The sequence below is a fragment of the Sphaerotilus montanus genome (genome assembly GCF_013410775.1).
Lineage (GTDB): Bacteria > Pseudomonadota > Gammaproteobacteria > Burkholderiales > Burkholderiaceae_C > Sphaerotilus > Sphaerotilus montanus.
The window spans coordinates 4,388,387-4,407,414 of sequence record NZ_JACCFH010000001.1; the positions used below are offsets into that span (position 1 = coordinate 4,388,387).

Genomic DNA, 19,028 nt, shown 5'->3' on the forward strand with positions numbered 1-19,028 from the left:
GACGCCGACGTGGCGGTCCGGACATTCTGTCCGAATCTGCGTGCCTCAGCGCCCACCCTTCAGCTTGGCAAACGCCGCCGCCATCGCCCCGCCACCCGCAGGCGGCGACGGCGGCGCACCCCGTCCAGGCCGCTGCTCGCCACGCCCCGCCGGCCGGAAGCTGTTGTCGGCCTTGGCTGCCCCCTTGGCCGGCACCGGTGCGTCCAGCTTCATCGTCAGCGCGATCCGCTTGCGCGCCAGATCGACCTCCACCACGCGCACCTTGACGATGTCGCCGGTCTTGACGATCTCGCGGGCGTCGCTGACGAACTTGTTGCTGAGCTGGCTGACGTGGACCAGACCGTCCTGGTGAACGCCCAGATCGACGAAGGCGCCGAACTGCGCGACGTTGCTCACCGTGCCTTCAAGGACCATGCCTTCGACCAAGTCCTTGATGTCCTCCACGCCGTCGTTGAAGCGCGCCACCTTGAAGTCCGGCCGCGGATCGCGCCCCGGCTTTTCCAGCTCGGTCAGGATGTCCTTGACCGTGATCGCGCCGAACTTCTCGTTGGCGAACGCTTCCGGTTTCAGCGTCTTCAGCACATCGCTGCGGCCCATCAGCTCGGCGACGGGCCGGCCGGTCTTCGCGATCATCTGCTCGACCACCGGGTAGGTTTCCGGGTGGACGCCGGTGATGTCGAGCGGGTTGTCGCCGCCGCGGATGCGCAGGAAACCAGCCGCCTGCTCGAAGGTCTTCGGGCCGAGGCCGGTCACGTCGAGCAGTTGCTTGCGGGTGCGGAAGGCGCCATTCGCGTCACGCCAGCGCACGATGCTCGCCGCCACCGACGCGCTCAGCCCCGACACGCGCGACAGCAGCGGCGCCGACGCGGTGTTCAGGTCCACGCCGACCGCGTTCACGCAGTCCTCGACCACGGTGACCAGCGTGCGCGCCAGCTCGCTCTGGTTCACGTCGTGCTGGTACTGGCCGACGCCGATGCTCTTCGGGTCGATCTTGACCAGTTCAGCCAGCGGATCCTGCAGGCGCCGCGCGATCGACACCGCGCCGCGCAGACTCACGTCCAGGTCCGGCAGCTCCTTCGAGGCATATTCCGACGCCGAGTAGACGGAAGCGCCCGCCTCGGACACCACGACCTTGTCGATCTGGCGGTCCGGCGCGAGTTGCTGCAGGCGCTTGATCAGGTCGGCGGCGAGCTTGTCGGTCTCGCGGCTGGCGGTGCCGTTGCCGATGGCGATCAGGTTGACGCCGTGGGTCGCGCAGAGCTTGGCCAGCGTGTGGAGAGAACCTTCCCAGTCGCGGCGCGGCTCGTGCGGGTACACCGTGGACGTGTCGAGCACCTTGCCGGTGTCGCTGACGACGGCGACCTTCACGCCGGTGCGGATGCCCGGGTCCAGCCCCATCACGACGCGCTTGCCGGCGGGCGCGGCCAGCAGCAGGTCGCGCAGGTTCTCGCTGAACACCTTGATCGCCACGCCCTCGGCGCTCTCGCGCAGGCGGGTGAACAGGTCGCGCTCCAGGCTGAGGCTGAGCTTGACCTTCCACGTCCACGCGATCGTCTTGCGGATCAGGTCGTCGCTCGGCCGCTTGGCGTGGCTCCAGCCGAGGTGGATGGCGATCTTGCCTTCCGCGAGCGACGGCTGGCCGGGCTGTGGCTCTTCCGCCAGCGCGAGCTTCACGTCCAGCATGTCGAGGCCACGACCGCGGAACACCGCCAGCGCCCGGTGCGACGGCACGCGGCTGATCGGCTCGTCGTAGTCGAAGTAGTCGCGGAACTTGGAGACATCCGGGTGGTGTTCGTCCTTGCCGTCCATGCGCTTGGACTTGAACAGCCCTTCCGCCCACAGCCACTCGCGCAACTGCTTGACCAGCGCGGCGTCCTCCGCCCAGCGCTCGCTCAGCAGGTCGCGCACGCCGTCCAGCACCGCCAGCGCGTCGGCAAAACCAGCCTCGGGGTTGAGAAACGCGGCAGCTTCGGCCTTAGGGTCGAGCGACGGATCGGCGAACAGCTTGTCGGCCAGCGGCTCCAGCCCGGCCTCGCGCGCGATCAGGCCCTTGGTGCGGCGCTTGACCTTGTACGGCAGGTAGAGGTCTTCCAGCTCCTGCTTGGTCGGCGCGGCCTCGATGGCGCTGCGCAGCGCGGGGGTCAGCTTGCCCTGCTCCTCGATGCTCTTGAGGACGGCCTCGCGCCGGTCCTCCAGTTCACGCAGGTAGCCGAGGCGGCTTTCGAGTTCACGCAGCTGGATGTCGTCGAGCCCGTCGGTGACTTCCTTGCGGTAGCGGGCGATGAACGGCACCGTGGCACCGCTGTCGAGCAGGTCGATCGCCGCCTTGACCTGGGCGGGGCGGACCTTCAGTTCGGCCGCGAGCTGCTGGAGGATCTTTTGAGCGTGGGGAGCGTGTTCCAAACCGGTAAAAAGGGCAGTTGGAGAGGCGGCGGAGTTTGCCACACGCCCTCCGCCTCAGCCGGGCACAGCCGCCAGCGCGCTGCGCTCCACCTGGGTCAGCCGCCCGTCGTCGAGGTGGTAGACCGTGTCGAAGCCCGCGATCATCCGGTGGTCGTGGGTGACGGCGATCACGGCCGAGCGCCGCTCGCGGGCGATCTTGCGCAGCATCGCCATCACCTTGGTGCCGCGCTCGGTGTCGAGCGCCGCGGTCGGCTCGTCCGCCAGGATCAGCGCCGGCTCGTTGGCCAGCGCGCGCCCGATCGCCACGCGCTGCTGCTCGCCGCCCGACATCTGCGCCGGCAGCGAATCGGCCCGGTGCGCGATCTCCAGGTAGCCAAGCACCTCCAGCGCGCGCCGCTTCGACTCGCGCCGGCCCACCCCGTTGAGCTGCAGCATCAGCGCAACGTTTTCCAGCGCGGTCAGGAAGGGGATCAGGTTGTGCTGCTGAAAGATGAACCCGATCTTCTGGCGGCGGAAGGCCCGCACGTCGATGCCGGTGGGGCCATCGTCGAACAGCACCTGGCCGTCGATGGCGATGCGGCCGGTGGTGGGCGGCTGGATCAGGCTGATCGCCAGCAGCAGCGTGCTCTTGCCCGAACCACTGGGCCCGAGCAGCGCGACCAGCTCGCCCGCCTCGATCGACAGGCTGGTCGGCTTGAGCGCCTGCACCGCCAGCTCGCCGTGGCCGAAGGTCTGCGACACGTTCTGGATCTCGACGACGGCCATCTCAGCCTCCCAGGGCAAGTTGGGCCGGGGTGCGCAGCGCATGCCACACGGCCATCAGGCTGGCCAGCACCCCGCCGAGCAGCATCACCGCGAAGGTGATCGCCGTCTCCTGCCCGACAAAGGCCAGCGTGCGCGGAAACCCCGGTGCGATCAGGTCGCGCAGCCCATACGCCAGCGCAAAGCTCGCCAGCGTCAGCAGCATCGACTGCGTCATGATCAGCCGCACGATCAGGCCGTTCGGCGCACCGATCAGCTTGAGCGTGGCGATCGACTTGATCTTCTCGATCGTCAGCACGTAGACGATGAGCGCGATGATGACGATCGACACCAGGATCAGCAGCGTGCGGAACAGGCCCAGCACCGCCGACATCTTGCTCAGCTTGCCGTCCAGCATCAGGGTGCGTTCCTCGGTGGTGGTGTAGACGTTCAGATACAGCCAGTCGCGGATGTGGCGGGCCACCGCTTCGCCATCCGCCCCGGGCGCCAGCGTCACCAGCACCGCGTTGATGCTGCTCGTGCCGGAGGACAGCAGCGGCAGCAGCCGGCTGGCCTGCTCGCCGCTGTAGCCCGCGCGCTCCAGCCGCTGCAGGCTGGCGGCACGGCTGGCGTCGATGGCCCGCTGGTCCTGCTCGAACTGCACCTTCTGCGCGTCGGCGAGTGCCATGTAGATCAGCGGACTGCCGCCCGAATCGACCGCACCGCGCGTGACACCGACCACCGTGTAGTCGTCGGTGCCCAGCGGCACGCGGTCGCCGAGCTGCAGGCCGAGCTTGCGGTCCACGACCATTTCGTAGTGCGGTGCGGTGATGTTCCGTCCTTGCACCAGCCCGTTCGGCCCCCCAGCGCCGCTGACGATGTCGTAGCCGACGAGGGTGAACTGCTGGTCACGGCCCTGGATCTCCCGCTGCGCCGAATACAGCACCAGCGGGCTGGCACGCGCCACGCCCGGCGTGGCCGCGACGCTCTTGTAGCTGTCCAGCGGAATGCGCGAGGCTTCGTTGAACGGGCCGCCACGGCCGCGCTCCACGACCCACAGGTCGGTCGCGGTGTTGTCGATGAGCCAGACGCCGTCCCGGATGTTGCCCTGGTAGATGCCGTTCATCACCAGCACGATCGCCAGCAGCATCGCCACGCCCACGATGGTGGCGAGGAACTTGCCGAGGTGGCGGCGGATGTCCTTGAGTGCGAGTTCCATGGCCCGGCCTCAGCGCGCCGGGGCGGTGGCTGCGCGCACCCGCTGGTTCGCGCTCAGCCCGGCGGCCACGGCCGCCACGGTGTCGCCTTCGGCCAGGCCCTTGCGGACCAGCACCTGCTGCGCATCGGCGCCGCCCGTCTCCACCGGCTGGAAGCGGGTGCGTCCGTCCGCGATGACCAGCACACCCTGCCGCCCGGTCTTGTCGCGGGTCAGCGCGGCCAGCGGCACCCGCAGGCCGCGGTCCTCGCCCACATCGATGCGGACCTCGGCCTCCTGGTCGATGGCGAAGCGCTCAGGCACGGTGTCGAAGGCGACATGCACCTCCAGCTCCCGTGTGGCCGCGTCGGACTGCCGGGCGATGCGCGCCACCTTGCCGGGCAGCACCTCGCCGCTGCGCAGCCGGATGCTGGCCACCTGTCCGGGCCGCAGCCGGCCGACCACCGCCTCGTCCACACGGGTGGCGACCCACAGCGAGCGCGGATCCACCAGCTTGAACAGCGGCGTGCCGGGCGCCGTGGTGCTGCCGACCTCGGCCATGCGCTGGACCACGACGGCCTCCATCGGCGCTGCGACACGCGTGTTCGAGAGCACCGCATCCGAATAGCGCGCCTCCTGCGACAGCGTGCGCGCATCGGCCTCGCGGGCGGCCAGCGTGGCGCGGGCGATGTCCACCCCGGCCGCCGCGCTGCCCAGCGCCGCATTCGAGGCGTCCAGCACCGCCGCAGAGACGTAGCCCTGGGCGAGCAGCTCGGCATCGCGGCGCTGCTTGCTGCGGGCCAGCTCGAGATCGGCCTGCGCCTTGACGAGCGCGGCGCGGGCACCTTCGGTATTGCGCTGCAGCGCCTCCTGCTGGCCCGTGACGACGCCGCGGCGCGCGCTCAGGTCGCGGTCGTCCAGCCGCACCAGCAACTGCCCGGCATGCACGGTGTCGCCGACATCGGCCAGCACTTCGACCACCGTCGAACCCACCCGGGCACTGACCGTGACGGGCACCCGCGCCTGCACTGTTCCGGGGCCGACCACCCGCGCCGCCACGGCACCCTGCGCCACCACCGCCACGGGAAGTTCGACCGCACGGCCGAAGCGCCAGTAAGCGACGCCACCGGCGCCCAGCAGCACGGCCACCGCCAGCGCAGTAAAGAGATATCGTTTGGCAATGCGCATGGTCTGGAAGCTCCTCGGTTGCCTGATACCCTAAAGGGTATGTGATGGCCTCCATTCTGACGCCTGCTTCCCTCCGATGTGCTGACTGTCTGATCCACCGATTCATCCACTGGTTGACGAATGTCAATCGAAGCCTCGACGACCCGACGCCCGGACGGGCTGAACACCACCACCATGGACCATTCCAGCGATACCCACGATCTGCCGAACCTCGACCCGGCCCTGTTCGACCGCCCGACCGGCGCACGCCTCCACGGCGCCGGCCACTCGACCCACGCGCCGCGCTTCCTGCTGCTGTACGGCTCGCTGCGCGAACGCTCGTTCAGCAAGCTGTTGACGCTGGAAGCTGCCCGTCTGCTGCAGGCCATGGGCGCGGAAACCCGCGTCTTCGATCCGACCGGCCTGCCCCTGCCGGACGGCGCGCCCGACACCCACCCCAAGGTGGCCGAGCTGCGCGAAGCCGCCGCCTGGGCCGAAGGCATGGTCTGGACCTCGCCGGAGCGCCACGGCGCCATGACCGGCATCCTGAAAGCCCAGATCGACTGGATTCCGCTGTCCGTCGGCGCCGTCCGGCCGACACAGGGCAAGACGCTCGCGGTGATGGAGGTCTCAGGCGGCTCGCAGTCCTTCAACGCGGTCAACCAGATGCGCGTCCTGGGCCGCTGGATGCGCATGATCACCATCCCCAACCAGTCCTCGGTCGCCAAGGCCTTCATGGAGTTCGACGAGGCCGGGCGCATGAAGCCCTCGGCCTATTACGAGCGGGTGGTCGACGTGATGGAGGAGCTGGTGAAGTTCACGCTGCTGACCCGCGATGTGGCGCCCTATCTGGTCGACCGCTACAGCGAGCGGCGCGAGAGCGCGGCCGAGCTGTCGAAGCGCGTGAACCAGCGCGCCATCTGACGCAGGGGCGCTGCACCTATGATCGGCCGCAGGAGAACCCGCGCATGAGTGCAGCCCATCACCACGGACACGACCACGGACACGGGCATGGCCACAGCCACGCCCCGGCGAATTTCAACACCGCGTTCGCCGTCGGCATCGGGCTGAACATCGCCTTCGTGGCGATCGAGGGCTTTTACGGCTGGAAGATCGATTCGCTGGCGCTGCTGGCGGACGCCGGCCACAACCTGAGCGATGTCATCGGCCTGGTGCTGGCCTGGGTGGGCGCGCTGGCGGGTCGGCTCCAGCCGGACGCGCGCCACACCTACGGCTGGAAACGCGCCAGCATCCTCGCGGCCTTCGTCAACGCCGTGCTGCTGCTGGTGGCGATGGGCTCGCTGGGCTGGGAGGCTGCGCAGCGCCTGCAGTCACCTGCGCCAGTCGAGGGCCTCACCGTGATGGCGGTCGCCGGGGTCGGCATCGTGGTCAACACGGCCACGGCGCTGCTGTTCATGCGCGGCGGCGAACACGACCTCAACCTGCGCGGGGCCTTCCTGCACATGGCCGCCGACGCGCTGGTGTCGGCGGGCGTGGTGGTGGCGGGCGGGCTGGCGCTGTGGTTCGGCTGGATCTGGCTGGATCCGGTGGTCAGCCTGCTGATCGCCGCGGTGATCGTGGTCGGCACCTGGAGCCTGTTCCGGCAGTCGCTGCACCTGCTGTTCGACGGCGTGCCCGATGGCGTGGACTTGCACGCCGTGCAGCACCTGCTGGAAGACCTGCCCGGCGTGGCGCGGGTCCACGACCTGCACGTCTGGGCGATGGGCACGTCCGAAATCGCCCTGACCGCCCACCTCGCCATGCCCGACGGCCACGCCGACGATGCCTTCCTGCAGCACGCCACCACGCAGTTGCACGACCGTTTCGGAATCGAGCACGTGACGCTGCAGACCATGCGGGTGCCGTTCACGCGGCCCTGCGCAGCGCCTGCCAGGCACGATCACGGGCAGGCGCACGATCACGTCCACTGAGCGGCTGAACCCGCTGACCGTGGCGGGTCCTTCCCAGGCAAGCATCGTGTCCGTCTGGAGCAAGGCCGGGTGAGCCTGCGTGCCTAGACTGGTGTCTCTTCCCCGTAGGAGACACCATGAGCCAGAACATACTGCACACGGCCGACGCGGCCACCGAGACGCTGTCCACCGCACGCCGCCAGGTGCTCCGAGGCCTTGGCGCAGCAGCAACGGCAGCCAGTCTGCCAACGCTGGCACTCGCACAGAACAAGACCATCCGCATCGGCTATATCAGCCCGCTGACCGGCCCGCTGGCCCCGTTCGGCGAGACCGACAAGTACACCGTCGCCAAGATCCAGGAACTGCTGAAGGACGGACTGACCATCCATGGCACGAAGTACGCCGTCGAGGTGCTGGTCCGGGACAGCCAGTCGAACCCCAACAAGGCGGCCGAGCTGGCAGGGAACCTGATCCTCAACGAGAAGATCCACCTGATGCTGCCGGCCTCCACCACCGACGCCATCAACCCGGTGTCCGACCAGTGCGAGCTGAACGGCGTGCCCTGCCTGTCCAGTCAGGCACCGTGGCAGAGCTTCGTGTTCCCGCGGGGTGGCTCGGTCGAGAAGCCATTCAAGTGGACCTACCACTTCTTCTGGGGCCTGGAAGACGTGCTGACCGGCTTCACCGGCATGTGGAATTCGGTGCAGACCAACCGCAAGGTGGGCATGCTGTTCCCGCGCAATGCCGATGGCGAAGCCTGGGGCAACAAGGAATGGGGCCTGCCGCCCGCCGTGACCAAGGCCGGGTTCCAGACCGTGATCCCGAGTTCCTTCCAGCCCCTCACCAACGACTTCTCGGCCCAGATCTCCGAGTACAAGAAGGCGGGCGTCGACATCATCGGCGGCATCAGCTACCCCGCCGACCTGAAGACCTTCATCACCCAGTGCCGCCAGCAGCAGTTCAAGCCCAAGGTGGTGACGGTCGCAGCGGCGCTGCTGTTTCCTTCCGGCATCGAAGCCATGGGGGCCTTGGGGTTTGGCATGAGCACGGAGGTGTGGTGGACGCCGGCCTTCCCGTTCAAGTCCTCGCTGACCGGTCAGACCAGCGCCAAGCTTGCCGAAGACTGGGAAGCGGCCACCAGCAAGCAATGGACCCAGCCGCTGGGCTACGCACACGCACTGTGGGAGGTGGCGCTCGATGTACTCAAGCGCGCCAAGGATCCGACCAGCCGCGAGGCCATCCGCCAGGCCATCACGGAAACCAACCTGACGACAGTGGCCGGCCCGGTCAATTTCACCGGCGGAGGCCCCACGCCCAACATCTCCAAGACGCCCGTGCTGGGCGGTCAGTGGGTCAAGGGCAAGAAGCACAAGTACGACCTGCGGATCGTGGACAACAGTGCCAGCAAGCTGATCACGCCCGAAGGCAAGCTGCAACTGATCTGACGGGACTGGAGAATGCAGCCGATGCCGACACCGCTCCTGGCCGCCCACGGACTGAGCAAGTCCTTCGGCGCAGTCCGCGTGCTCCACGAAGTCAGTTTCGAAGTCCGCACGGGCGAGGTGCTCGGCGTGCTGGGGCCGAATGGCGCTGGCAAGACCACGCTGTTCAACCTGATCAGCGGGGACCTGTCGCCGCAGGGCGGTGAACTCCAGTTCGCCGGTGAACGGCTGAAGGGTGAGCCGCCGTTCCGGCGTTGCCGGCGGGGCATCGGCCGCACTTACCAGGTGCCGCGCCCTTATGGTGGCATGACGGCGTTCGAGAACCTGCTGGTGGCAGCAATGTTCGGTGGACAGCAGTCCGAACGGGCCGCCAACGCCCGCTGTGCAGCCATCCTCGAAGACTGCGGGCTCGCCGGTCGGGCCAACCAGCTCGCGGGTGGGTTGACGCTGCTCGATCGCAAGCGGCTGGAGCTGGCCCGGGCGCTGGCCAGCGGCCCGAAACTGCTGCTGCTCGACGAGATCGCCGGTGGGTTGACCGATGAGGAGTCGCGCGAGCTGGTCGAACTGGTGCGGCGCATCCGCGAGCGCCAGGTCACGGTGATCTGGATCGAACACGTGCTCAACGCGCTGATGGCGGTGGCCGACCGACTGCTCGTGCTGAACTTCGGCGAGAAGATTGCCGAGGGCCTGCCCCAGGCGGTGATGGCCGATCCAGACGTGCAGCGCATCTACATGGGAATCGAAGCATGACAGCCATGCCCCCCCCGTCGCCATGGCTGCTGTCCACACACGCCCTGGATGCCCGCTACGGCGACTTCCAGGCGCTGTTCGGCATCGAATTCTCGATCGCGCCGGGTGAAGTCGTCGCGCTCATCGGCGCCAACGGCGCCGGCAAGTCCACGCTGTTGCGCAGCCTGATGGGGCTGCTGCCAGTGGCCAGCGACATGGTGCGCTTCGACAATGTGCCGGTCGGCGGGTGCCCGCCGCACCAGATGGTGCAGCGCGGTCTGGCGATGGTGCCCGAGGGGCGCAGGCTGTTCACGGGCATGTCCGTGGAGGACAACCTGCGCGTGGCGATCGACCAGGCCCGCAGGCCTGCACCGGGGCAGAACGTGCCACTGTGGACGATCGAACGGCTGCACGCCCTGTTCCCGATCCTGAAGGACAAGCGCCGCACGCCGGTGGAGTCGCTGTCGGGCGGTCAGCAGCAGATGGTGGCCATCGCACGCGGACTGCTCAGCCAGCCACGGCTGCTGCTGTGCGACGAGCTGTCGCTCGGACTCGCTCCCCTGGTGATCCGCGAAATCTATGCCGCCCTGCCAGGCATCACGGCGGCCGGCACCGCCATCGTGCTGGTCGAGCAGGACGTGGCGCTCGCCTGTCGCGCCTCGAACCGCCTGTACTGCATGCTCGAAGGCCGCATCACCCTCACCGGCCGCTCGGCCGACACCCCGCGCGAGGCCATCGCGCGCGCCTATTTTGGAGCCGGTCATGCCGTGGCTTGATGCACTGGTGCAGGGCCTCCTGCTCGGCGGCATGTACGCGCAGTACGCGCTCGGCATGGCGCTGATGTTCGGCGTGATGCGCATCGTCAACACCGCGCATGGCGATCTGATGGTGCTGCTGGCGCTGATGGGCGTGAGCCTGGCGGGTGCGCTGGCGGTCGGGCCGTATGTGGTGATCGGGATGCTGGTGCCGATCGCTGCGGTGCTGGGCTGGCTGTTGCAGCGGCTGGTGCTGAACCGGGTGCTGGGCAACGATCCACTGCCCTCGCTGATCGCCACCTACGGGCTCTCCATCGCGCTGCAGAACCTGATGCTCCAGGTCTGGTCGGCCGACACCCGTTCGCTGCCGGGCGACGGGCTGGAGTTCGACTCCATCGCGCTGGGCGATCTGTTCGTCGGGGTGTTGCCACTGCAGATCTTCATCGCCGCGCTGCTGATGAGCGCCGGGCTGGACCTGACGCTGCGCTACACCGCCTTCGGCCGCGCGCTGCGGGCAGCGTCGGCCGATCCCGAGGCGGCCGCGATCACCGGCGTCGATCCCAGACGGGTCTACGCGGCAGCGACGGCGCTGGCGGTGGGCATGCTGGGGGTCGCTGCCGTGTGCCAGTCGCTGCGCGCCACCGTGTCTCCAGCAGACGGGCCGGCGCAACTCATCTATGCATTCGAGGCCGTGATCATCGGTGGCATGGGCTCGATCTGGGGCGCCTTTCTCGGCGCGATGGTGCTGGGCGTGGCCCAGGCCATCGGTTTTCGCCTCGACGCCGGCTGGGGCATCCTCAGCGGGCACCTGGTGTTCCTGGCGGTGCTGGCGATCCGCCCGCAAGGCCTGATGTCTCGGAGGAGCTGACTGCCATGCGGGATACCCGACATCCACAGGACATTGCACGCGACGTGCAGCGCCACACCCCGTCCAGCCGGGCCGCGATGGGTCTGTGCGCGCTGGCCGTGCCGGTGATGCTCAGCATGCCGTGGTGGGCCGATTCCGGTGCGATCCGTTCGGTGATCGAACTGAGCTGCTTCATCGTCGTCGCGCAGATGTGGAACCTGCTGGCCGGCTACGCCGGACTGGTGTCGGTGGGCCAGCAGGCGTACATCGGCGTGGCCGGCTATGCGATGTTCGTGCTGGCCAACCACTTCGGCGTCGACCCCTTTGTTGCCGCCGTGCTGTGCCTGGTGGCGCCGGCGCTGCTGGCGGTGCCGGCCTATGCCTTGCTGCACCGGCTGGACGGCCCCTACTTCGCCATCGGAACCTGGGTGGTGGCGGAGGTGTGCCGCCTGTTCACCTCCACCTTCGACTATGTCGGCAGTGGCTCGGGCATGACGCTGCGGGCCATGGGCAAGTACACGGTGGAGCAGCGGGAGCTGGGGGTGCTGTGGCTCAGCACCGCGATGCTGCTGCTGGCCGTGGGCGGGAGCTACACCTTGCTGCGTTCCCGCTACGGACTGGCACTGACCGCCATGCGCGACAACCCGGTCGCCGCTGCCAGCCAGGGTGTTGACGTGCAGCGCCTGCGGTTCCTGGTCTACCTGGCGGCGGCCGTCGGCACGGGCATGGTGGGCGCGGTGTACTACCTCAGCGCGCTGCGCATCTCGCCAGCCGCCGGCTTCGACGCCAACTGGTCATCGATCTGCATCTTCATCGTGATGGTGGGCGGTATCGGAACGATCGAGGGGCCGCTGATCGGCGCACTGCTGTACTTCGCCGCCGACCGGCTCTTCGGCCGCTTCGGCGCGACCTACATGGTCGTGCTCGGGCTGATGACGCTCGGCATGGCGCTGCTGGCCCGTGGAGGGCTGTGGGGCCTGTGGAGCCAGCGCGTCGATGCACCCTGGTTTGCGCTGCGCCGCCGCCTGCTGCCATTGGCACCGAATCTGTCCACCCCCGACCCCACCAGGAGAGCCCGATGAGCGACACCCCCGCCTTCAACCCTGCATTGATCCAGCTCCCGCCCGAACCGCACGCCGCAGTCATCACCGAGTTCGGGCTGCAAGGCGGGCATGTCGGCCCGTCCGAGGTCGAGTCGCCGTGGGTGCCCTTCGGCGACAGCGCGGCGATTCGCCACCTGTCGTTCGACGTGCGCACCGGCTCGGTCGCCAACATCCTCTGGGTCAAGGGCGGTGGCCGCATCGGCACCCACCGCCACCGCGGCGCCGTCTCGGCCGTCACGCTCGAAGGCAGCTGGGGCTACTACGAGTACGACTGGATCGCCCGCCCCGGCAGTTTTGTCCACGAGACCCCGGGCACGGCGCACACGCTCTACTCCGACGACCCCCAGGGCATGAAGGCGATGTTCTGGATCAATGGCGCGATCGAGTTCTTTGACAACGCCGGGCAGCTCACCGACACCTTTGACGTCTTCTGGTTCATCAACCACTACGTCAGCCACTGCCGTGCCCACGGGCTGCCCATCAACAAGGCCCTGTTTCTCTGAGCCTCTGCCCAACGGGACCATGATGACCACCTCGATCCTGAAGCAATTCGATGTGTCCGGCCTGGCCTGCGTCGTCACCGGCGCGGCCAGCGGCATCGGTCTGGCCTACGCCGAAGTGATGGCCGAACACGGTGCCCGCGTCAGCCTGTTCGACTTCAACGCCGCCGGCCTGGAGGCGGCCACCCAGCGATTGGGCGCCGCGGGTGCGGACGTGCGCAGCGAGGTGGTCGATGTGACCGACCGCCGCGCGCTGGAGGCTGCCTTCGCGCGCAGTGCCGAGGCGCACGGCGGGCTGGATGTGCTGTTCGCCAACGCGGGCATCGATGCCGGTCCGGGATTTCTCACCCCGGACAACGCCCGCAATCCCGATGGTGCGCTGGAACACCTCGACGAGCGCCACTGGGATGCCGTGCTCGCCACCAACCTGACCTCGGTGTTCACCAGCCTGCGCGCCGCTGCCCGGCTGATGAAACCACGCGGTGCCGGCAGCATCATCGTCACCACCTCGAACGCCGCGGTGATCAACGAAGCCATCGTCGGCACGCCGTACATGCCGGCCAAGGCCGGTGCAGCGTCCCTGGTGCGGCAGGCCGCGATGGAGCTGGCACGCTACGGCATCCGCGTCAACGCCATCGCGCCGGGCCCGTTTGCCACCAACATCGCTGGCGGGCGCCTGCGCAACCCGGCCGACCGCGCGGCCTTCCAGGTGCGCGTGCCGATGCACCGGGTGGCGGACACGGAAGAAATCAAGCCGCTGGCGCTGTACCTGGCCTCACGGGCCTCGTCGTTCATGACGGGCGCGCAACTGGTGATCGATGGCGGGCAGATGCTCGGCCGGGTCGATTGAGCACGGAGCCCGCATGCAAGCCGCCATCTTCGACGCCTTGAATCAGCCCCTGCGGCTGGTCGAGCTGGACGACCCGGAACCCGACCGCTACCAGGTGCTGCTCAAGATCTGCCGCTGCGGCATCTGCGGCAGCGACCTGCACATCACCCAGGACCCCGTGTTCGGCGCCCGCGCAGGCGACGTGCTGGGCCACGAATTCTCGGGCAAGGTGCTGGAGGTCGGCGCCGGCGTGACGCACCTGAAGGTCGGGGACCAGGTCACTGCCGCTCCCCTGTCCGGTTGTGGCGCCTGCGACAGTTGCCACCGCGGCGAGCCGGCCTGGTGCGCCCAGATGCGACTGATCGGCGGCGGCTATGCGCAGTACACCGCCCTGGCCGCGCGCCAGTGCCGCAAGCTGCCTTGGGGCATCTCGGCGGCGGATGGCGCATTGGCCGAACCGCTGGCGGTTGCACTGCATGGCGTGCGGCAGGCACGGATGGAACCGGGCGACCGGGTGCTGGTGGTCGGCGCTGGCGCGATTGGCCTGGCGGTGGCCTACTGGGCGCGCCGGCTGGGGGCGGGTTCGGTGGTCGTGACCGATCTGCACCGTCACCAGGAACAGCGCGCGCTGGCGTTGGGCGCCACGGCCTTCCTGATCGCCGACGACGATCTCGCACGCCAGGCCCGTGATCGCCTCGGCGGCGAGCCCGATGTGGTGTTCGAGTGTGTCGGCAAGCCCGGCCTGATCGACCGGTGCATCGGGCTGGTGCGTCCGCGCGGCACGGTGCTGGTGCTGGGTCTGTGTACGGCACAGGACCACTTCGATGCCTTCCGCGCGATCTCCAAGGAGGTCCGCATCACCATGTCGGTGTTCTTCAGCATGCGTGAATTCGAGATTGCGATCGATGCGCTCGACCAGGGCCATCGTGCCCCACAGGCGCTGATCTCCGAGACGATCGCACTGGCGGATCTGCCCGTCGCCTTCGAGGCACTGCGGCGGCGAACGTCGCAGTGCAAGGTCCTGGTGGATCCGTTCCGACCCGGTGCGCCATGCGGCACCTAGTGCCGGCTGGTGCTCGGCACCTCGGTGGGCGTCAGGCCGAAGCGCTGCTTGAACACCCTTGAAAAATGCGCGTGGCTGGCGAAGCCACAGCGGTAGGCCACCTCCGCGACCGTACCTGGGCGCTCACGCGGGTCCGTCAGCATGTGGTGGGCGTGGTCCAGGCGACACGCCAGCACAAAATCGCCCACCGAGAGTTCCTGCGCAGCGAACAACCGACGCAGGTGGCGCGCCGACACGCCGACCGTCACGGCGATCTGTTCGGCATCCAGCCCCTCATCGGCGTAGTGCTCCTCGATGTACTGCTTGGCCGCCAGCAGATGGCCCGCGCTGAGCGCTGACATCGCACCACGGCCCTCGACCGGACCGAGCAAGGACCCCAGCAGATCACAGACCTGCTGCGTCAGCACGGCAGCGGGCCATTCGGCGCGCTCGGGCCCGTTCAGCAGGTTCAGCAGCAAGCGGATGAGCGTGCGCTGGTAAAGCAGGTGCGTGCTGTGCGTGGCGGCCACATGAATCGGCTGGGTGGTGTCGATGCGCGCGAGCTGGGTCTGAAACAGCTGCGCGGGGATGTCGATGTGCAGCAGCGCGAAATCCCGTGCACCACCAAACAGGTAGGGGTGGCGCGCGTCATAGACCAGCATCTCGCCTGCATGCATCTTGGCGCAGTGTCCGCGCTGGTAGACGAAGGCTTCGCCGGTCAGGATCAGATTGACGAACATCGATTCGCGTGGAAAGGCACGGACCAGGTCCGGCGTCCGTTCGATGACATGTTCGTTCGCACAGGTCAGCGCGATGCGCAGCGGACCGATGTCGAGACAGGTCTGGCGGGCCCGCAGGCCCTCGTCGGCATGGGGCGAGCAGCGGAAGCTGAACATGGCATCCCGGCACTGGTCCTCCCAGTAACGAGCCCGCCTGTCCGGATTGATCGTGGCAGTGTCGATGGAGCAGCGCTGCAGGATCGGTGCGTTCATGTCCTGAGTGGACCAGAGCACACCACGCGCCGCGATAGGCAGATGTACTGAGGAGACCCACCGCCTGGTCAGGCGGACGGACTCTGCAGGCTGGCCAGCCGATGCTGGCAGCGCTCCTTGGTGCCCGCCGGCACCTTGCCGGTGATCGCCGCCGACACCGGCGCGGCCAGCATGCGCTCGAACTGCAGCCGGACCTCGTCGGCGTCGATCGAGGCGATCCGCTCCATCCATTCACCGGACGGGCGCACGCGGCCGAACACGAACAGATCCTGCGCCGCGCCCTCCAGCCGGCGCTGTGACCGCTCCCGGGCCCGCACACTGCGCACGGCCAGCTGGTTGCGGGCGCGCTCCAGATGCACCGGATCGATGGACACGGCCTGCGCCTGCAGCAGCGTGGTGACTTCGGTGAACAGCGCGTCGAGGTGTTCCGGGGTCGTGGACGCCTCGATGACGAACTGCCCGGCCAGGTCCGACACGTCCGCCGAGCAGCCCGCGTAATAGACCAGCCCCAGCCGCTCGCGCACCCGGTCGAGCAGCGGCGAACTCATGCCCTCGCCAAACACCGTCGCGGCCATCACGGCGGCCGGCATGTCGGGGTCGCACTGCGTCGGCACCGGAAATCCCAGCACGACATGCGTCTGGCTGGAGCCGCTCATGCGCTTCGTGCGCACGCCGCCCAGGTAGGCCGGCGCCGCGATCAGGTTCGGCGCGCCCGCCGGCATGGCGCCGAAGACGGCCTCGGCCTGCGCCGCCATCGCCTGCGGATCCACGGGGCCGCAGACCGCCACGATGACATTCGCCCCCGTGTACTGGCGCTGCACATAGCCCATCAGCTCGTCGCGGCTGAAGCGCTCGATGTTGCGGCGCTTGCCGATCACCGGCTGCGCCAGCGCGTGGCGGCCGTAGCAGGCTTCATCGAAAAGCTTGAACGCGGTGGACAGCGCGTCGTCCTCGTCCTCCAGGTACTCCTGCAGGATCACCTGCCGCTCGCGCTCCAGCTCCGACTCGGGGAACTGGCTCTCCAGCACGATGTCGCCGAGCATGCGGATGAACTGCGGCGCGTGCTGCGCCAGCCCGCGCAGGTGGTAGGCGGTGTGGTCCTTGTCGGTGTGGGCGTTGGCCTCGGCGCCGAGCTGTTCGGCGTCGAGGTTGATCTGCTGGCAGTCGCGGGTGCGGGTGCCCTTGAACGCCATGTGCTCGACGACGTGGCTGATGCCGTTGAGCCGGGCGCTCTCGTGGCGGCTGCCGGTGCGCACATAGACGCTGACGCAGGCGCTTTCCAGGTGCGGCTGCACGATGGTCAGCACGCGCACGCCGTTGGCGAGGGTGTGGACGTGGGTGTCGGGGTCGGAGGGACGTTCGGAACGAAATGCGGTCATGCGGCATTGTGACGGGGGACGGCCGCCCCCGCGTCCGTGCTCACCCGCGCAGCGCCGCCCGCAGCTTGTCCCCCAGATCCGGCCGGTCCTTGAACGGATCCGTCGGGTTGCGCCCCTGCAGCACATCCTCCAGCCGCGTGCCCACCAGCCCGATCGCGCGCGGGTGGCTGTAGATGTAGAACTGCCCGGCCAGCACCGCGTCCACCACCTTCTGCGCCACCTCGGCCGCGCTCACCTTGCCGCTGGTCACCGCCTTGTCGCCCATCGCCTTGCCGATCAACTGGCTCTGCGTCGGCTGGGCGGCGGGCAGGTCGGCGGGCCGGTTGCGGTCGCTCTGGTGGATGCCGGTCGGCACGAAGTACGGGCACAGCACGCTGGCGCCGACCTGCGAGGTGACGAGTGACAAGTCCTGGTACAGCGTCTCCGACAGGCTCACCACCGCGTGCTTGGTCACGTTGTAGACGCCCATGTTCGGCGCGTTCAGCAGCCCGGCCATCGACGCGGTGTTGACGATGTGGCCTTCCCAGTCCGGGTCCGCCTTGGCTGCAGCCAGCATCATCGGCGTGAACACGCGCACGCCATGCGCCACGCCCATCAGGTTCACGCCGATGACCCATTCCCAGTCCGCCAGCGTGTGTTCCCAGATGAGCCCGCCCGCGCCGACCCCCGCGTTGTTGAACACCAGGTGCGGTGCGCCGAAGCGTGCGAGCGTGGCAGCGCCGAGCGCCTCGACCTGATCGGCCTTGGACACATCGAGCCGATACGCCAGTACCTCGGCGCCGTTGGGCCGTCCGAGTGCCGCGACCTCCGCGGCGGCGCGGTCGAGCGCGTCCTGCTGCACGTCGGCCATGATGATCTTCATGCCCTGCCCCGCGCACAGCCGCGCCAGTTCCAGCCCGAAGCCGGAGGCCGCGCCGGTCAGTACGGCGGTCTTGCCAATCAACGTTTTCATCGCCGTGCCTTTCTCAGACCAGCTTGACGAGCTGCTTGCCGAAGTTCTTGCCCTTCAGCAGGCCGAGGAACGCTTCCGGCGCGCTGGCGATGCCCTGCGCGACCGATTCACGGAACTTGATCTGGCCGGTCGCCACGCCCGCGCCGAGTTCCTTCAGGGCCTCGGGCCAGACGTTCATGTGCTCGCTGACGATGAAGCCCTCGATCTTCATGCGGTTGACGAGGATCAGCGCCGGGTTGGCCATCGGCATCGGCTCGCCGTTGTAGCCGGCGATCATCCCGCACATCGCCACGCGGCTGAAGGCATTGGCGCGCAGCATCACGGCGTCCAGGATCACGCCGCCGACGTTCTCGAAATAGCCGTCGATGCCCTTCGGACACGCCACCTTCAGCGCGCCGGACAGCGACTTCAGGTCCGGAAACTGGCGGTAATCGATGCAGGCATCGAAGCCGAGTTCGTCCGTCACATAGGCGCACTTGTCCGGGCCGCCCGCCAGACCGACGACGCGGCAGCCGCGCGCCTTGGCGAGCTGGCCGACGACCGAGCCGACGGCGCCGCTGGCCGCGCTGACGACGACGGTTTCGCCCTCCTTCGGGTCGATGATCTTGACCAGCCCGTACCAGCCCGTCACGCCCGGCATGCCGACCGCGCCGAGGTAGGCCGACAGCGGGACGTGGCGCGTGTCCACCTTCTGCAGCACGCCGCGCTGGGTCGCGTCCACGACGGCGTATTCCTGCCAGCCGCCCATGCCGACGACGTGGTCACCGACGTTGAAATTGCCGTTGCGCGACGCGACGACCTCGCCGACCGTGCCGCCGATCATCACCGCGTCCAGCGGCTGCGGCTGGGCGTAGCTCTTGCCGTCGTTCATCCGGCCGCGCATGTACGGGTCGAGGCTCAGGTAGTGGTGGCGCACCAGCACCTGGCCGGCCTCCAGCTCGGGCACCGGGGTCTCGACGAGGCGGAAGTTGTCGGTGGTCGGCTCGCCTTGGGGGCGGGAGGCGAGGAGGATCTGGTGGTTGGTCAGGGACATGAGCGTCTT

General features: G+C 68.6%; 18 protein-coding genes. 10 read left to right on the top strand and 8 right to left on the bottom strand.

The genetic code is table 11. The annotated features are described in order from the left end of the window. Window positions 1–45: 45 nt before the first annotated feature. The 4 genes from BDD16_RS20040 to BDD16_RS20055 are packed head-to-tail and all read right to left on the bottom strand — an operon-like array spanning window position 46 to window position 5,527. Window positions 46–2,403, bottom strand: a complete 2,358-nt coding sequence (locus tag BDD16_RS20040; RefSeq protein ID WP_218897884.1) for a Tex family protein — start codon at window positions 2,401–2,403, stop codon at window positions 46–48. Between the two features lie 54 nt (window positions 2,404–2,457). Beyond that, on the bottom strand, window positions 2,458–3,168 hold the full coding sequence (locus tag BDD16_RS20045; protein ID WP_179635559.1) for an ABC transporter ATP-binding protein: 711 nt from the start codon (window positions 3,166–3,168) through the stop codon (window positions 2,458–2,460). 1 nt (window position 3,169) lies between these two features. Further along, a complete protein-coding gene (locus tag BDD16_RS20050) occupies window positions 3,170–4,363 on the bottom strand; it encodes an ABC transporter permease (RefSeq protein ID WP_179635560.1) in 1,194 nt (397 codons plus the stop codon). A 9-nt stretch (window positions 4,364–4,372) separates the two neighbouring features. Next, complete coding sequence (locus tag BDD16_RS20055) at window positions 4,373–5,527, bottom strand: efflux RND transporter periplasmic adaptor subunit (RefSeq protein WP_179635561.1); 1,155 nt, start codon at window positions 5,525–5,527, stop codon at window positions 4,373–4,375. A gap of 174 nt (window positions 5,528–5,701) precedes the next feature. On the opposite strand from BDD16_RS20055, the gene arsH reads away from it, so the two are divergent. The 10 genes from arsH to BDD16_RS20105 all read left to right on the top strand — a co-directional run bounded on the left by arsH (window position 5,702) and on the right by BDD16_RS20105 (window position 14,684). Next, complete coding sequence (gene arsH / locus BDD16_RS20060) at window positions 5,702–6,430, top strand: arsenical resistance protein ArsH (protein WP_179635562.1); 729 nt, start codon at window positions 5,702–5,704, stop codon at window positions 6,428–6,430. 44 nt (window positions 6,431–6,474) lie between these two features. Beyond that, entirely contained in the window at window positions 6,475–7,437 is a 963-nt protein-coding gene (locus BDD16_RS20065) for a cation diffusion facilitator family transporter (RefSeq protein ID WP_179635563.1), read from the top strand. A 116-nt stretch (window positions 7,438–7,553) separates the two neighbouring features. Next, the gene (locus BDD16_RS20070) at window positions 7,554–8,861 is read left to right on the top strand and encodes an ABC transporter substrate-binding protein (RefSeq protein WP_179635564.1); all 1,308 of its coding nucleotides are present in this window, start codon (window positions 7,554–7,556) and stop codon (window positions 8,859–8,861) included. A gap of 21 nt (window positions 8,862–8,882) precedes the next feature. Continuing rightward, entirely contained in the window at window positions 8,883–9,608 is a 726-nt protein-coding gene (locus BDD16_RS20075) for an ABC transporter ATP-binding protein (RefSeq protein ID WP_179635565.1), read from the top strand. Continuing rightward, on the top strand, window positions 9,605–10,363 hold the full coding sequence (locus tag BDD16_RS20080) for an ABC transporter ATP-binding protein (RefSeq protein ID WP_246332623.1): 759 nt from the start codon (window positions 9,605–9,607) through the stop codon (window positions 10,361–10,363). Before BDD16_RS20075 ends, BDD16_RS20080 begins: the two co-directional genes overlap by 4 nt. Beyond that, a complete protein-coding gene (locus tag BDD16_RS20085; RefSeq protein WP_179635566.1) occupies window positions 10,350–11,210 on the top strand; it encodes a branched-chain amino acid ABC transporter permease in 861 nt (286 codons plus the stop codon). The genes BDD16_RS20080 and BDD16_RS20085 overlap by 14 nt, the downstream gene beginning before the upstream one ends. 5 nt (window positions 11,211–11,215) lie before the next feature. Further along, on the top strand, window positions 11,216–12,271 hold the full coding sequence (locus tag BDD16_RS20090; RefSeq protein ID WP_179635567.1) for a branched-chain amino acid ABC transporter permease: 1,056 nt from the start codon (window positions 11,216–11,218) through the stop codon (window positions 12,269–12,271). Beyond that, window positions 12,268–12,795 (top strand): 2,4'-dihydroxyacetophenone dioxygenase family protein, encoded by a 528-nt coding sequence (locus tag BDD16_RS20095; protein ID WP_179635568.1) that lies wholly within the window; start codon window positions 12,268–12,270, stop codon window positions 12,793–12,795. Before BDD16_RS20090 ends, BDD16_RS20095 begins: the two co-directional genes overlap by 4 nt. Before the next feature lie 22 nt (window positions 12,796–12,817). After that, a complete protein-coding gene (locus tag BDD16_RS20100) occupies window positions 12,818–13,642 on the top strand; it encodes an SDR family NAD(P)-dependent oxidoreductase (RefSeq protein WP_218897886.1) in 825 nt (274 codons plus the stop codon). 13 nt (window positions 13,643–13,655) lie between these two features. Further along, the gene (locus tag BDD16_RS20105; protein WP_179635570.1) at window positions 13,656–14,684 is read left to right on the top strand and encodes a zinc-dependent alcohol dehydrogenase; all 1,029 of its coding nucleotides are present in this window, start codon (window positions 13,656–13,658) and stop codon (window positions 14,682–14,684) included. Here the strand turns inward: BDD16_RS20105 and BDD16_RS20110 are convergent. The 4 genes from BDD16_RS20110 to BDD16_RS20125 all read right to left on the bottom strand — a co-directional run bounded on the left by BDD16_RS20110 (window position 14,681) and on the right by BDD16_RS20125 (window position 19,019). Further along, entirely contained in the window at window positions 14,681–15,655 is a 975-nt protein-coding gene (locus BDD16_RS20110) for a helix-turn-helix domain-containing protein (RefSeq protein ID WP_179635571.1), read from the bottom strand. The genes BDD16_RS20105 and BDD16_RS20110 overlap by 4 nt on opposite strands. Window positions 15,656–15,723: 68 nt before the next feature. Then, window positions 15,724–17,034, bottom strand: coding sequence for a M16 family metallopeptidase (locus tag BDD16_RS20115; RefSeq protein ID WP_179635572.1), 1,311 nt, complete (start codon window positions 17,032–17,034; stop codon window positions 15,724–15,726). A 40-nt stretch (window positions 17,035–17,074) separates the two neighbouring features. Continuing rightward, window positions 17,075–17,986, bottom strand: a complete 912-nt coding sequence (locus BDD16_RS20120) for an SDR family oxidoreductase (RefSeq protein ID WP_179635573.1) — start codon at window positions 17,984–17,986, stop codon at window positions 17,075–17,077. Between the two features lie 13 nt (window positions 17,987–17,999). Next, window positions 18,000–19,019 (bottom strand): NADP-dependent oxidoreductase, encoded by a 1,020-nt coding sequence (locus BDD16_RS20125; RefSeq protein ID WP_179635574.1) that lies wholly within the window; start codon window positions 19,017–19,019, stop codon window positions 18,000–18,002. Between the last annotated feature and the right edge of the window lie 9 nt (window positions 19,020–19,028).